This window comes from Cellulomonas sp., assembly GCF_036279715.1.
In the GTDB taxonomy this organism is placed as follows: Bacteria; Actinomycetota; Actinomycetes; order Actinomycetales; family Cellulomonadaceae; genus Cellulomonas_A.
In genome coordinates this window covers 42,033-55,586 of record NZ_DASUIR010000153.1, presented here as the reverse complement: position 1 = coordinate 55,586, position 13,554 = coordinate 42,033, and the positions used below count along the sequence as shown (strand labels likewise).

The 13,554-nt window shown below is 72.0% G+C and carries 9 protein-coding genes and 1 riboswitch; of the genes, 8 read left to right on the top strand and 1 reads right to left on the bottom strand.

Going from position 1 to position 13,554, the window contains the following annotated elements:
* The first annotated feature begins 2 nt into the window (after positions 1-2).
* Genes VFW79_RS14285 through VFW79_RS14270 form a run of 4 tightly spaced genes read left to right on the top strand, consistent with a single transcriptional unit; the run spans position 3 to position 4,256 of the window.
* Positions 3-1,187 (top strand): ROK family transcriptional regulator, encoded by a 1,185-nt coding sequence (locus VFW79_RS14285; protein ID WP_329677959.1) that lies wholly within the window; start codon positions 3-5, stop codon positions 1,185-1,187.
* Entirely contained in the window at positions 1,184-2,269 is a 1,086-nt protein-coding gene (locus VFW79_RS14280) for a substrate-binding domain-containing protein (protein ID WP_329677958.1), read from the top strand. The genes VFW79_RS14285 and VFW79_RS14280 overlap by 4 nt, the downstream gene beginning before the upstream one ends.
* The gene (locus tag VFW79_RS14275) at positions 2,266-3,042 is read left to right on the top strand and encodes an ATP-binding cassette domain-containing protein (RefSeq protein ID WP_329677957.1); all 777 of its coding nucleotides are present in this window, start codon (positions 2,266-2,268) and stop codon (positions 3,040-3,042) included. Before VFW79_RS14280 ends, VFW79_RS14275 begins: the two co-directional genes overlap by 4 nt.
* Complete coding sequence (locus VFW79_RS14270; RefSeq protein ID WP_329677956.1) at positions 3,039-4,256, top strand: sugar ABC transporter permease; 1,218 nt, start codon at positions 3,039-3,041, stop codon at positions 4,254-4,256. The genes VFW79_RS14275 and VFW79_RS14270 overlap by 4 nt, the downstream gene beginning before the upstream one ends.
* Positions 4,257-4,311: 55 nt before the next feature.
* Here the strand turns inward: VFW79_RS14270 and purU are convergent, their stop codons facing one another.
* The gene (gene purU / locus VFW79_RS14265) at positions 4,312-5,205 is read right to left on the bottom strand and encodes a formyltetrahydrofolate deformylase (RefSeq protein WP_329677955.1); all 894 of its coding nucleotides are present in this window, start codon (positions 5,203-5,205) and stop codon (positions 4,312-4,314) included.
* Between the two features lie 75 nt (positions 5,206-5,280).
* Here purU and VFW79_RS14260 point away from each other — a divergent pair, with 75 nt between their 5' ends.
* The 4 genes from VFW79_RS14260 to VFW79_RS14245 all read left to right on the top strand — a co-directional run bounded on the left by VFW79_RS14260 (position 5,281) and on the right by VFW79_RS14245 (position 13,464).
* The gene (locus VFW79_RS14260; RefSeq protein ID WP_329677954.1) at positions 5,281-5,772 is read left to right on the top strand and encodes a GNAT family N-acetyltransferase; all 492 of its coding nucleotides are present in this window, start codon (positions 5,281-5,283) and stop codon (positions 5,770-5,772) included.
* Positions 5,773-5,807: 35 nt separating this feature from the next.
* A riboswitch (ZMP/ZTP riboswitch) is annotated at positions 5,808-5,895 on the top strand.
* Positions 5,896-5,966: 71 nt separating this feature from the next.
* Positions 5,967-7,256, top strand: a complete 1,290-nt coding sequence (gene glyA, locus VFW79_RS14255; protein ID WP_329677953.1) for a serine hydroxymethyltransferase — start codon at positions 5,967-5,969, stop codon at positions 7,254-7,256.
* A gap of 85 nt (positions 7,257-7,341) precedes the next feature.
* Entirely contained in the window at positions 7,342-8,226 is an 885-nt protein-coding gene (locus tag VFW79_RS14250) for a bifunctional methylenetetrahydrofolate dehydrogenase/methenyltetrahydrofolate cyclohydrolase (protein ID WP_329677952.1), read from the top strand.
* A gap of 216 nt (positions 8,227-8,442) precedes the next feature.
* Positions 8,443-13,464, top strand: a complete 5,022-nt coding sequence (locus VFW79_RS14245; RefSeq protein ID WP_329677951.1) for an ExeM/NucH family extracellular endonuclease — start codon at positions 8,443-8,445, stop codon at positions 13,462-13,464.
* The last annotated feature ends 90 nt before the right edge of the window (positions 13,465-13,554 follow it).

Genomic DNA, 13,554 nt, shown 5'->3' with positions numbered 1-13,554 from the left:
GCGTGGGCACAGACCGGGCGACTCCCGGGTCTCAAACTTCACTCCGTGAAGCCAACCGGGCCCGGATCGTGAGTGCAGTTCAGCAACGGGGCTCCCTCACCCAGGTCGAGCTGGCCGGTGTGACAGGGTTGTCTCCGGCGACCGTGTCGAACATCGTCAAGGAACTCACGGCGATCGGCGTGCTCCACACCGCGCCCACGTCCCGCAGCGGCCGGCGCGCGCAGCAGGTCACGCTCGCGCGCAACCTCGGGCTCGTCGCCGGGATCCACTTCGACACCCGCTCGCTGCGCGTCGCGCTGTCGGACGTCGCCCACCGCATCGTCGCCGAGCAGCGCATGCCGCTCCCGCCCGACCACCGGGCCGACGCGGGTCTCGAGCGGGCGGCCCTGCTGCTCACGGAGATGGTCGAGTCCGTCGACGCGAGCATGCAGGAGGTCCTCGCGGTCGGGGTCGGGGTGCCCGCGCCCGTCGACGTGCGCACGGGGCTGGTCTCGACGGTCGGGATCCTGCGTGGCTGGGACGGCGTCGTCGTCCCCGAGGTCCTCGAGCAGCGGCTCGGCATCCCCGTGTACGTGGACAACGACGCCAACCTCGGCGCGCTCGCGGAGGTCCGGCTCGGTGCCGCGCGGGGTCGCCGGGACGTCGTCTACCTGCGCGTGTCGTACGGCGTCGGTGGCGGCCTGATCATCGGCGGTGACGTGTTCCACGGGCGCGCGGGCATCGCGGGGGAGATCGGGCACATGATCATGGCCGACGACGGCCCGCTCTGCCGGTGCGGCAACCGCGGGTGCCTCGAGACGTTCATCGGCGGTGCCGTGCTGCTCGCCGAGCTCCAGCCGAGCCACGGGCACCTCACGATGCGCGACATGATCACGCGCGCCGAGGAGGGCGACCCCGACTGCCGGCGCGTCATCGCCGACGCCGGGAGGTACCTCGGCCGTGCCGCCGCGAACGTCTGCAACCTCTTCGACCCGGAGCTCGTCGTCGTCGGTGGCCAGCTCGCCGAGGCCGGGGAGCTGTTGCTCGACCCCCTGCGCGCCGTTCTCGCGGAGCGCGTCCTGCCGAGCACCGCGGGTCCGGTCGACGTGGTCGAGTCCGACCTCGGGGCGGCAGCCGAGGTCCGTGGAGCGCTCTCCGTCGCGCTCGACCGCGCCGGGATCGCCGGCTCCCTGGCGGTGACCGGATGATCGCCCGTCGCCAGGGGCGCGCCGTCGGCCTCGCGGTCGCCGCCCTCGTCGTCCTCGCCGGCTGCGCGACGCCCGCCGTGCAGTCGCGCTCGGCCGACACGATCGCGCTGCTGCTGCCCGAGTCCAAGACCGCGCGGTACGAGAGCGCCGACCGGCCGGCGTTCGAGGCCGTCGTCGCCGCGCGCTGCCCCGAGTGCCGCGTGCTGTACGCGAACGCCGACCAGGACGCGGCCCGGCAGCAGCAGCAGGCGGAGTCGGTCCTCACTCAGGGCGCGAACGTCCTCGTCCTCGACGCCGTCGACGCGGCGGCGGCCGCGAGCATCGTCGCTGCGGCCAACGAGCGTGGCGTCAAGGTCATCGCCTACGACCGGTTCATCGCTGACGCACCGGTCGACTACTACGTGTCGTTCGACAACGAGCTGGTCGGGCGGCTGCAGGGCGAGGCGCTCGTGCGCGCTCTCGACGCGACGAAGCCCGCCGGTGACGGCCGACGCGGCGTTCTCGTCGTGGGCGGCGCGGCGACCGACCCCAACTCCGCCCAGTACCGCAGGGGGGTGCTCGCCGCCTTCGAGGGCCACGACATCGACGTGCTCGCGTCGTACGACACCCCCGACTGGAGCCCCGACAAGGCCCAGGAGTGGGTCGCGGGCCAGCTCACCCAGTTCGCCGGTCGCGTCGACGCGATCGCCGCGGCCAACGACGGGACGGCCGGTGGGGCGATCTCGGCGATGAAGGCAGCGGGCCTTGACCCGGTCCCACCGGTCACCGGCCAGGACGCCGAGCTCGCTGCGGTCCAGCGCATCGTCTCGGGCGACCAGTACATGACCGTCTACAAGGCGATCCGCCAGCAGGCCGGGATCGCCGCCGAGCTCGCGGTGCAGGTCACGCGCGGCGAGCAGCCGTCGACCAGCGTGAGCGTCTCGGGTGTCCCGGCGCTGCTGCTCGCGCCGGTCGCGGTCACCAAGGCTGACGTCGGCCGCATCCTGGTCGGTGGCGGCGTCTTCACCACGGAGGAGATCTGCGTGCAGCCCTACAGACAAGCGTGCATCGACGCGGGCCTCATCGCCGGTGGTGGCTCGTGAGCTCCCCGGTGCTGTCCCTGCGTGGGGTGTCCAAGAGCTTCGGCGCCGTGCGGGCGCTCGCGCACGTCGACCTCGACGTGCGCACCCACGAGGTCGTGGCGGTCGTGGGCGACAACGGCGCGGGCAAGTCGACCCTCGCGGGCGTGCTGTCGGGGGCGCTCGTGCCCGACTCCGGGCTGGTCGAGCTCGACGGCCGGCCCGTGACGCTCGCGTCGCCCGGTCTCGCCCGTGCGCTCGGGATCGCGACGGTGTTCCAGGACGGAGCGCTGTGCGCGAACCTCGACGTCGTGGAGAACCTGTTCCTCGGGCAGGAGGTGACGCTCGGTCCCGTCCTCGACGAGGTCGCGATGGAGAAGGAGGCCTGGAGCCTGCTCAACAAGCTCGCCGCGCGGGTTCCGTCTGTGCGTGTGCCCGTCGGCGCACTCACCGGGGGGCAGCGCCAGGCTGTCGCGATCGCCCGGGCGCTGCTCGGCGACCCGCGTGTCGTCGTGCTCGACGAGCCGACCGCGGCGCTCGGCATCACCCAGACCGCCGAGGTGCTCAACCTCGTCGAGCGGCTGCGCGACGACGGCCACGCCGTGGTGCTCATCAGCTCCTCGATCGTCGACGTCCAGGCCGTCGCCGACAGCATCGTCGTCCTGCGGCTCGGCCGCACGAACGGGGTGTTCGACGCCGACCAGGTCAGCTACGAGGACCTGATCGCCGCGATGACCGGCGCGACACCGGTCGGCCGACGCACGCGCCCGCCACGCCGAGAGGAGAACGTCACATGACCGCCTCGACGCGTGCACGCACCGGTGCACCGGGACCGACCGGGGGACTGCGCGGCCTGCGCGCCGCCCTCACCCAGCGCATGCGCAGCGGACAGCTCGGGACGCTGCCCATCGTCGGTGCCCTCGTCGTGATCTGGCTCGTGTTCCAGCTGCTCAACCCGCACTTCCTGTCGAGCGACAACCTCGTCAACCTCACGCTCCAGTGCGCCGCGACCGGGGTCATCGCGCTCGGCATCGTGCTCGTGCTGCTGGTCGGGCAGATCGACCTGTCCGTCGGGTCGGTCAGCGGCCTGGCCGCGGCCGTCGTCGCGATCGGGTCGGTGCAGCTCGGGTGGCCGACGCTGCTCGCGGTCGTCGTCGCGCTCGGCGTCGGAGCGGTCGTCGGGGTGCTGTACGGCGCGCTCACGACACGGCTCGGGCTCCCGAGCTTCGTCCTGACCCTCGCGGGACTGCTCGTGTTCGCCGGTCTGCAGCTGCGCGTCCTCGGGCCGACGGGCTCGGTGAACCTCCCGTTCCGATCCACGCTCGTCCGGCTCAGCCAACAGGGCTTCCTGGCGCCCGCGGCCTCCTCGGCGATCGTCGCGGCGGTCGTGCTCGGGTACGCCACGATGCTCATGGTCGAGCGCTCCCGGCGCCTGCGGGCCGAGCTGCCCGTCGCGTCCCCGGTCGACCTCGGTGTCCGCGTCGGGGCGCTCGCGGTCGTGCTCGGGGCGAGCGTCGCCTACCTCAACACCAACCGGGGCGTCGGGGTGACCTTCGCGCTCTTCGTCGGCCTCGTCGCTGTCGTCGACCTGCTGCTGCGCCGCACCCGCTGGGGCAGGGCGGTGCGCGCCGTCGGCGGCAACGTCGAGTCGGCGCGCCGCGCGGGAATCCCCGTCCGGCGCACGCTCGTCTCGGTGTTCGTCGCGTGCTCGACGCTCGCCGCGCTCGGCGGCGTGCTGTCCGTCGGCCGGCTCGCCGCTGCGAACCAGGCGACCGGCGGGGGCGACACGAACCTCACGGCGATCGCCGCGGCCGTCATCGGTGGCACGAGCCTTTTCGGTGGCCGCGGGAGTGCGTGGTCGGCGCTGCTGGGCGTGCTCGTCATCCAGTCGATCTCGAGCGGTCTCACGCTGCTGAACCTCGACACGGCGGTGCGCTACGTCATCACCGGGCTGGTGCTCGCGCTGGCGATCGCCATCGACACGCTCATGCGCCGGGCGCGCGAGGTCTGAGCACCGTTGCCGGGTCTGCTGACCGGCCCGTCGGGTCAGGCAAAGTCAGGTCAGGTCAGCGGAAGACGACGGTGCGGTGCCCGTCGAGCAGCACGCGGTGCTCGGCGTGCCAGCGGACGGCCTTGGCCAGCGCCCGGCGCTCGACGTCCTGGCCCAGGGCGACGAGGTCCTCGACGCCCCGGGTGTGGTCGACGCGCTCGACGTCCTGCTCGATGATCGGCCCCTCGTCCAGGTCGCCCGTCACGTAGTGCGCGGTCGCGCCGATGAGCTTGACGCCGCGGTCGTGGGCCTGCGCGTACGGGCGAGCACCCTTGAACGACGGCAGGAACGAGTGGTGGATGTTGATGATCCGACCGGCCAGCGCGCGGCACAGGTCGTCCGACAGGATCTGCATGTAGCGCGCGAGCACGACGAGCTCGACGTCGAGCTCCTCGACGAGCGCGAGGAGCTGGGCCTCGGCAGCGGCCTTCGTCGCGGCAGTCACGGGGATGTGGTGGAACGGGATGTCGTAGAACCGCGCCAGGTCCGCGAGCACCGTGTGGTTGGACACGACCGCGACGATCTCGATCGGCAGGTTCTCCGAGCGCTGGCGGAACGCGAGGTCGTTGAGGCAGTGCGCCGCGGTCGACCCGAGGATCAGGGTGCGGATCGGGCGTCCCGCGACGTCGAGCGTCCAGGTCATGGAGAACCGCGCGGCGAGCTCGGCGAGGGCGAGCTCCAGGTCGGCGCGGGACGCCGTCGACGTGACCTGGACGCGCATGAAGAACAGGCCGGTCAGCGGGTCCCCGAACTGCTGAGACTCCGTGATGTTGCCCCCGTGCTCGGCGAGCAGGCCCGCCACGGCGTGCACGATCCCGGGCCGGTCGGGGCACGAGAGCGTCAGGACCCAGGGCGTCGCGGCGGACGGCGTGGTCGGCGAGGTCGGCCCGGCAGGCGCTGTGGAGGACACGAGGCCCCACGGTAGCCGAGGCGGACGGGAGCGCGTCGTGCAACGCGTCGCCAGCGGTGGTGCGACGATGGGGCCATGAGCGAGCCCGAGGTGCAGATCCGGACCGTGACCGACGCCGATGCGGGTGAGCTGCTCACGGTGCGCCGTGCGGCGTTCGTCAGCGAGGCGCAGATGTACGGAGATCCCAATATCCCGCCCCTGACGCAGACCCTCGAGGAGCTGCGCGCGGACCTCGCGGACCCGAACGTCATCACGCTCGGCGCATGGGACGGCCACCGGCTCGTCGGCTCGATCCGGGTGCTGCTCGAGGGCACGAAGGCCACGCTCGGCCGCCTCGCGGTCGCACCGGACCTCCAGGGCAAGGGTGTCGGCACGCAGCTCCTGCTCGCGATCCTGCCGCTCCTGCCCGACGACACGTCCGAGGTCTGGGTCTTCACGGGCCGCGACTCGGTGCAGAACCTCGCGCTGTACGCGAAGCACGGCTACGAGCACCAGCACGACCAGACCGCCGGAGACCTCACGTACGCCTACCTGCGCAAGATCCTCGGGCACGACGCGACGCTCTGACCCCCGCACCGCGGCACGGGTGGGCATTGGTAGGCTGTGCCCGTCGCAACTGGCGCAACGGGTGGAACACCACCGGGGAGCGACGCAGCAGCAGACTACGGGTCGGACGCCTGGGCCCCCGGTCACCACACCATCTGTGTGCGTGCCCATCCGTGTGCCGGGCCGCGCACACCCGCTGACTGCCGAGGAGACACATGAGCGCCGATCAGTCCCCCTTGCTGGACCAGTCCCTGTCCGTGGTCGACCCCGAGATCGCCGCGGTGCTCGACGGTGAGCTGGCCCGCCAGCAGAGCACCCTCGAGATGATCGCGAGCGAGAACTTCGTGCCGCGCGCCGTCCTGCAGGCGCAGGGCTCCGTCCTGACGAACAAGTACGCCGAGGGCTACCCGGGCAAGCGCTACTACGGCGGCTGCGAGCAGGTCGACATCGCCGAGACCCTCGCGATCACCCGGGCCAAGGCGCTGTTCGGCGCCGACCACGCGAACGTCCAGCCACACTCGGGCGCGACCGCGAACGCCGCCGTCCTGCACGCGCTCATCAACGCGGGCGACAAGATCCTCGGCCTCGAGCTCGCGCACGGCGGCCACCTGACGCACGGCATGAAGATCAACTTCTCGGGCAAGCTCTACGAGGTCGGCGCGTACGGGGTCGACCCCGAGACGTTCCTCGTCGACATGGACAAGGTCCGCGAGGCCGCGCTCGCCCAGCGCCCCGACGTCATCATCGGCGGCTGGTCGGCGTACCCGCGCCAGCTCGACTTCGCCGCGTTCCGCTCGATCGCGGACGAGGTCGGCGCGAAGCTCTGGGTCGACATGGCCCACTTCGCCGGGCTCGTCGCCGCGGGCCTGCACCCGAGCCCCGTGCCGCACGCCGACGTGGTGTCCTCGACGGTCCACAAGACGCTCGGCGGCCCGCGCTCGGGCTTCATCCTCAGCCGCGAGGAGTTCGCCAAGAAGATCGACTCCGCGGTGTTCCCGGGCCAGCAGGGCGGCCCGCTCATGCACGTCATCGCCGCGAAGGCCGTGTCGTTCAAGATCGCCGGCTCCGCGGAGTTCCGTGAGCGGCAGGAGCGCACGCTCGCCGGCGCGCGGATCCTCGCCGACCGCCTCCTGGCGCCCGACGTCGCCGCTGCGGGCGTGTCCGTCCTGACCGGCGGCACGGACGTCCACCTCGTGCTCGTCGACCTGCGGCACTCGGACCTCGACGGCCAGCAGGCCGAGGACCTCCTGCACGGGGTCGGCATCACGGTGAACCGCAACGCGGTGCCCTTCGACCCGCGGCCTCCGCGCGTCACGTCGGGCCTGCGGATCGGCACCCCCGCGCTCGCGACCCGCGGCTTCGGGGACGCCGAGTTCACGGAGGTCGCGGACATCATCGCCACGGCCCTCGTCAACGGCGCGTCGGCCGACGTCGACTCGCTGCGCGCCCGCGCCGCCAAGCTGGCCGAGGCGCACCCGCTGTACGAGGGCCTCCAGCAGTACTGACCTCACCCGCCCGCGACCTCGCCCCCGACCGTTCCGCACGCGGAGCCGTCGGGGGCGAGGTTGCCGCGTCCGCCAGGAGACAGACATGACTGCACAGGTGCTCGACGGCACGGCAACCGCCGCCGCGATCAAGGCCGAGCTGACCGTCCGGGTCGCCGCGCTCGCGGCCAAGGGCGTGCGACCGGGTCTTGGCACGCTGCTCGTCGGCGACGACCCCGGCTCGCGGTGGTACGTCAACGGCAAGCACAAGGACTGCGCGGAGGTCGGGATCGCCTCGATCCGTGAGGACCTGCCCGCCACGGCGACGCAGCAGGACATCGAGGCCGCCGTCGCGCGGCTCAACGCCGACCCCGAGTGCACGGGCTTCATCGTGCAGCTGCCGCTCCCGCACGGGATCGACACGAACCGGGTGCTCGAGCTCGTCGACCCCGACAAGGACGCCGACGGCCTGCACCCGACGAACCTGGGGCGCCTCGTGCTGCGCGTCAACCAGGAGATCACCTCCCCGCTGCCGTGCACGCCGCGCGGCATCATCGAGCTGCTCGAGCGGCACGGCGTCGTGCTCGCGGGGGCCGACGTCGTGGTCGTGGGCCGCGGCACGACCGTCGGACGCTCGATCGGGCTGCTGCTGACCCGGCGGGCGGTCAACGCGACCGTCACGCTGACGCACACCGGCACCGACGACCTGGCAGAGCACACCAGGCACGCGGACGTCATCATCGCCGCGGCAGGGGTCCCGGGGATCATCACGGCGGACATCGTCAAGCCCGGCGCCGTCGTCGTCGACGTCGGCGTCTCGCGCGTCACCGACCCGGAGACGGGCGCGACGCGCATCGCCGGCGACGTGGACCCGGGCGTCGCCGAGATCGCCGCGTGGATCTCCCCGAACCCCGGCGGGGTCGGCCCGATGACCCGCGCGATGCTCCTCAACAACGTCGTCGAGTCCGCGGAGCGTGCGCTCGGCGCCTGATGCCCGGACACCCGAACGGGTGTCCCCCTTCTCCGATCCGCCCGATATGTGAGATGTTCACACAGGGTTCACCGGTGACGCACATGCGCGTCACAGCATCTGCGTAGACCTGGCCTACCGGCCCGGGCACGTCGTCGGTGCCTGCGCACCGTCCACACCCGGACCCTGTGCTCGGTCACGTCGCGGGCAACGCCCGCGCTCGGAGGGGATCACCGCATGCTCCTGAACCACCCATGGCTGCGACGGTCGACCGTCGCTGTCGCGGCTGCTGCCGCACTCGCCGTCCCCGGGATCACTCCCGGCTTCGCCGCCGTGTCATCGACGTCCTCGGTCGTCATCAGCGAGATCTACGGCGGCGGCGGCAACTCCGGGTCAGTGCTGACCCATGACTTCATCGAGCTCTACAACGGCGCCGACACCGCGCTCGACGTGTCGACGTGGTCGCTGCAGTACGCGTCGGCGGCCGGGACGAGCTGGAGCGGGCTCATCCCGCTCGTCGGCTCGATCCCCGCGCACAGCACCTACCTCGTCCAGGCCGCCTCGCAGACGGGCGCCACGACGGTCTCGAACCTCCCGACGCCCGATGCGAGCAGCGCGACGGTCAACCTCGCCGCGGCGAACGGCAATGTCGCCCTCGTCTCGTCGACCACGAAGCTGACCTGCGTCACCACCGCCTGCGCGAGCGACACCGCCGTCGTCGACCTCGTGGGCTTCGGGACCGGCGCCGCGTTCGCGGGCACCGCCGCAGCACCCGCGCCGAGCGCGACCACCTCGATCTCCCGGACCGGCTACGTGACCACGGCCGACAACGCGGCCGACTTCCGTGCCGGGGCGCCGACGCCGACCGCCGCGACGACGGGCGAGCCGACGCCGACCCCGACACCCTCGCCCAGCACGCCCTCGGCCGTCGTCCCGATCGCCGAGATCCAGGGCGCCGGCGCCGCGAGCCCGCTCGTCGGTCAGACCGTGACCACGGCCGGAGTCGTGACCGCGACCTACCCGACGGGTGGCATCGCGGGCTTCGTGATCCAGACGCCCGGCACGGGTGGCACGATCGACGCCACGCACACGGCCTCCGACGCGGTGTTCGTCTACCAGCAGTCGGGTGTGACCGCGCAGATCGGTCAGTACGTGCGCGTCACCGGCGCCGTGAGCGAGTTCAACGGCCTCACCGAGCTGACCGCAACCACCGTCGAGGTCGGCGCCGACGCAGTCGACCCGGTGACCCCCGCGGTCGCCGCCTGGCCCGCGACCGACGCCGCGCGTGAGCCGCTCGAGTCGATGCTGTTCGCCCCCACGGGCGACTACACCGTGACGAACACCTACTCCACGAACCAGTACGGCGAGGTCGGCCTCGCGTTCGGCACCTCGCCGTTGCTGCAGCCGACCGAGGTCGGCCGGCCCGGCTCGGCCGAGGCCCTCGCCGCAGCTGCCAACAACGCCGCGCGCAAGGTCGTGCTCGACGACGGCGCCACGACGAACTTCCTCTCCGCGGCGAACTCCGGCCTGACGCCCCCGTACGTCTCGCTGACGAACCCCGTCCGGGTCGGCGCGCAGGTGCAGTTCACGCAGCCGCTGATCGTCGACTACCGGAACTCCGCGTGGAAGCTCAACCCCACGACGCGGGTCACGGACACCACGCCGCTCGCGGAGCGCGCACAGTTCAAGAACACGCGCACCGACGCCCCCGACACGGCGGCGCTCGCGGGCGCCGACCTGCGGGTCTCGTCGTTCAACGTGCTCAACTACTTCACCACGCTCGGGGTGGCCGTCGCCGGCTGCACGTCGTACAACGACCGTGCCGGCAACCCGATCACCGTCAACACCTGCCCGGGCACCGGCCCGCGCGGAGCCTGGGACGCGGCGAGCCTCGCACGTCAGCAGGCCAAGATCGTCGCCGCGATCAACTCGCTCGACGCGGACGTCGTCGGCCTCATGGAGATCGAGAACTCCGTGGCGCTCGGCGACCCGGTCGACACCGCGGTGAGCACGCTCGTCGGTGCGCTCAACGCGGCCGACCCGGCCGCGCACTGGGCGTTCGTGCCCTCGTCGACGGAGCTCCCGGCCGTCGACCTCCAGGACGCGATCACCAACGCGCTCATCTACCGCACGACGGCCGTCACTCGGCTCAGCGACTCCCGCGCGCTGGGCACCGCGAGCGCCGACGGTCAGGCGTTCGCCAACGCGCGCGAGCCGATCGGTCAGGCGTTCACCCCGGTCGGCGGCGGCGAGCCGTTCTTCGTCGCCGTCAACCACCTGAAGTCGAAGGGCTCGGCGGGACCACTGCCGGGCGACGCCGACACCGGCGACGGCCAGGGCGCGTCCAACGCGTCGCGCGTCGCGCAGGCCACGGCTCTCGCGGCCTGGGTCCCGACCGTCCTCGCGTCGTACCCGACGACGCCGGTCACCGCGGTCGCGCTGCTCGGCGACTTCAACTCCTACACCCAGGAGGACCCGCTGCAGGTGCTGTACTCGGCGGGCTACACCGACGCCACCTCGCAGTTCGCGACGGGGGAGTACTCGTACAGCTTCAGCGGGCTCTCGGGCTCGCTGGACCACGTGCTCGTGAACGCCGCGATGATGGCGCGCTCGACGGGCTCGACCATCTGGTCGATCAACTCCCCGGAGTCGATCGCGCTCGAGTACAGCCGGTACAACTACCACGGCTCGCTGTTCTACGCGCCCGACCCGTTCGCGTCCTCGGACCACGACCCGGTGATCCTCGGCCTCAAGGCCAACCTGGCACCCCCGACGACCGACGTGACCCTGCTGAACATCAACGACTTCCACGGCCGGATCGACGGCAACACCGTCAACTTCGCCGGGACGATCGAGCAGGAGCGCGCGGCCAAGGGTGAGGGCAACACGGTCCTGCTCTCGGCGGGTGACAACATCGGCGCGACGCTGTTCGCATCGTCGGTCGCCAAGGACCAGCCCACGATCGACGTGCTCAACGCGCTCGGACTGAAGGCCTCGGCGGTCGGCAACCACGAGCTCGACGGTGGTTTCGCCGACCTCACGGACCGTGTCATGGCGGGCGGCACGAACGCGACGTGGGACTACCTCGGTGCGAACGTCTACCTCAAGGGCACCACGACCCCCGCGCTGCCCGAGTACAAGGTCCTCGACGTGGCGGGCAAGCGCCTCGCCGTCATCGGGGCCGTCACCCAGGAGACCCCCGCACTCGTCACTCCCACGGGCATCTCGGGGCTCGACTTCGGTGACCCGGTCGACGCCGTCAACCGCGTCGTCGCGCAGCTGAGCGACGGCAACGAGGCCAACGGCGAGGCCGACGTGTTCGTGGCCGAGTACCACGAGGGTGCGGGCGCAGGGACGCCCGACGGCGCGACGCTCCAGCAGGAGGTCGCGGCCGGTGGTGCGTTCGCGAAGATCGTCACCCAGACCGATGCCAAGGTCGACGCGATCTTCACGGGCCACACCCACAAGGTGTACGCGTGGGACGCGCCGGTCCCCGGCTCGACGACGGCCACCCGGCCGATCCTGCAGACGGGCTCCTACGGGGCGTTCGTCGGCGAGATCACGCTGACGATCGACAACGCCACGGACGACGTCGTCGCCTACAAGGCGACGAACGTGGCCCGCACGACGACGCCGGCAGCAACGCTGGTCGCGACGTACCCGCGGGCAGCGGCCGTCAAGACGATCGTCGACGCGGCGATCGCGAGTGCCGCGGTCGAGGGCAACAAGGTCGTGGGCTCGCTCACGGCCGACATCACGACGGCCTACGTCGGGACGTCGCGCGACGACCGCGCGTCGGAGTCGACTCTGGGCAACCTCGTCGCGAACTCGCTGCGTGCCTCGCTCAGCGACCCGCTGCGCGGCGGCGCCCAGATCGGCGTCGTCAACCCGGGCGGCCTGCGGAGCGACCTGTTCGCGAAGCAGTCGTCCTACAGCCCCGCCGGTCCTGCGCTGGACGGCCAGATCACGTACGCCCAGGCGAACGCGGTCCTGCCGTTCCTCAACAACCTGTGGACGGTCTCGCTGACCGGTGCGCAGCTCACGACCATGCTCGAGCAGCAGTGGCAGACCAACCCCGACGGCACCGTGCCGTCGCGGCCCTACCTGCAGCTCGGCCTGTCGGACAACGTGTCGTACACCTACGACGCGTCGCTCGCCGCAGGCAGCCGCATCACCTCGGTGACCATCGACGGGGTAGCGCTCGACCCGACTGCGTCCTACCGGGTCGGCACGTTCAACTTCCTCGCGACGGGCGGCGACAACTTCCGGATCTTCCAGTCGTCGACCGACGTGCGTGACTCGGGACTCGTGGACCGGGACGCGTGGATCGCCTACCTGACGGCCAACCAGCCGGTCTCGCCGAGCTTCGCGCGGCACGCCGTGCAGGTCACCGGTCTGCCGAGCGCGGCGACGCAGGACGACACCCTGGCGTTCGGCGTCGCGAAGCTGGACCTGACGTCGCTCGGCAGCCCCGCCAACACGACGCTCACGGCCTCCTGGGTCGGGAGCGCCGCAACGCCGGTGCAGGTGCCGGTCACGGCGGGCGCAGCCCAGGTGTCCGTGGTCGTCCCCCGGGACGTCGTGGGGGCAGCGACGCTGCGCCTGGTCGCCGCGCCGTCGGGCACGACGGTGACGATCCCGGTGACGGTTGCCCCCGGAGTCCCGATCCCGCCGAAGGCGCCCGGTCGGGCCGTCCTGAGCAGCGACAACGGGTGGCCCCGCGGTCTGCACGACGGCGACTACACGATCTCGGCCGATCTGCGCCGGGGTCAGAACGGCACGACGTTCAAGCTCTACGAGAACGGCGTGCTGATCCACACCGAGTCGCTCGTGGACCGCACGCCGAACGCCCAGCACGTCGAGGTGCACCTGACGGGACGGGTCAACGGCACGTACGTGTACACCGGCGAGCTGTCGAACCTCAAGGGCACGACGGCGACCACCTCGGTCACGGTGAAGGTCACCGACGCCAACCCCGGCAAGCCGTTCCTGTTCTCCGACAACTGGGACGGCAACGGGTCGTACACGGTCACGGCCGTGAAGTGGTGGGGGACCCCCGCCACGACGTACCGGCTCTACGAGGACGGCGTCCTGATCGACACCCAGGCGATGTCCGCGAGCGCGGGTCTCGGCCCGCAGTCGGCCTCGACGACGGTCACGGGTCGGTCGGTGGGCAAGCACACCTACCGCGCCGAGCTCGCGAACGCTGCGGGAACGACGAGCAGCTCGGTGCTGACGGTCCGGGTGCACAGGCCCTGACGCGCGGCTGGTGACCGCCCGGGTGCCGGCGCTCCTCGGAGCACCGGCACCCGGGCGGTGCCGTGCCTGGGCGAGGCTGCTGTCGGCCCG

Coding starts and splice junctions, on each gene's coding strand:
- VFW79_RS14250 (WP_329677952.1), top strand. CDS start 7,342: ATGACTGCACAGGTGCTCGACGGCACGGCAACCGCCGCCGCGATCAAG.
- VFW79_RS14270 (WP_329677956.1), top strand. CDS start 3,039: ATGACCGCCTCGACGCGTGCACGCACCGGTGCACCGGGACCGACCGGG.
- VFW79_RS14260 (WP_329677954.1), top strand. CDS start 5,281: ATGAGCGAGCCCGAGGTGCAGATCCGGACCGTGACCGACGCCGATGCG.
- glyA (WP_329677953.1), top strand. CDS start 5,967: ATGAGCGCCGATCAGTCCCCCTTGCTGGACCAGTCCCTGTCCGTGGTC.
- VFW79_RS14245 (WP_329677951.1), top strand. CDS start 8,443: ATGCTCCTGAACCACCCATGGCTGCGACGGTCGACCGTCGCTGTCGCG.
- VFW79_RS14280 (WP_329677958.1), top strand. CDS start 1,184: ATGATCGCCCGTCGCCAGGGGCGCGCCGTCGGCCTCGCGGTCGCCGCC.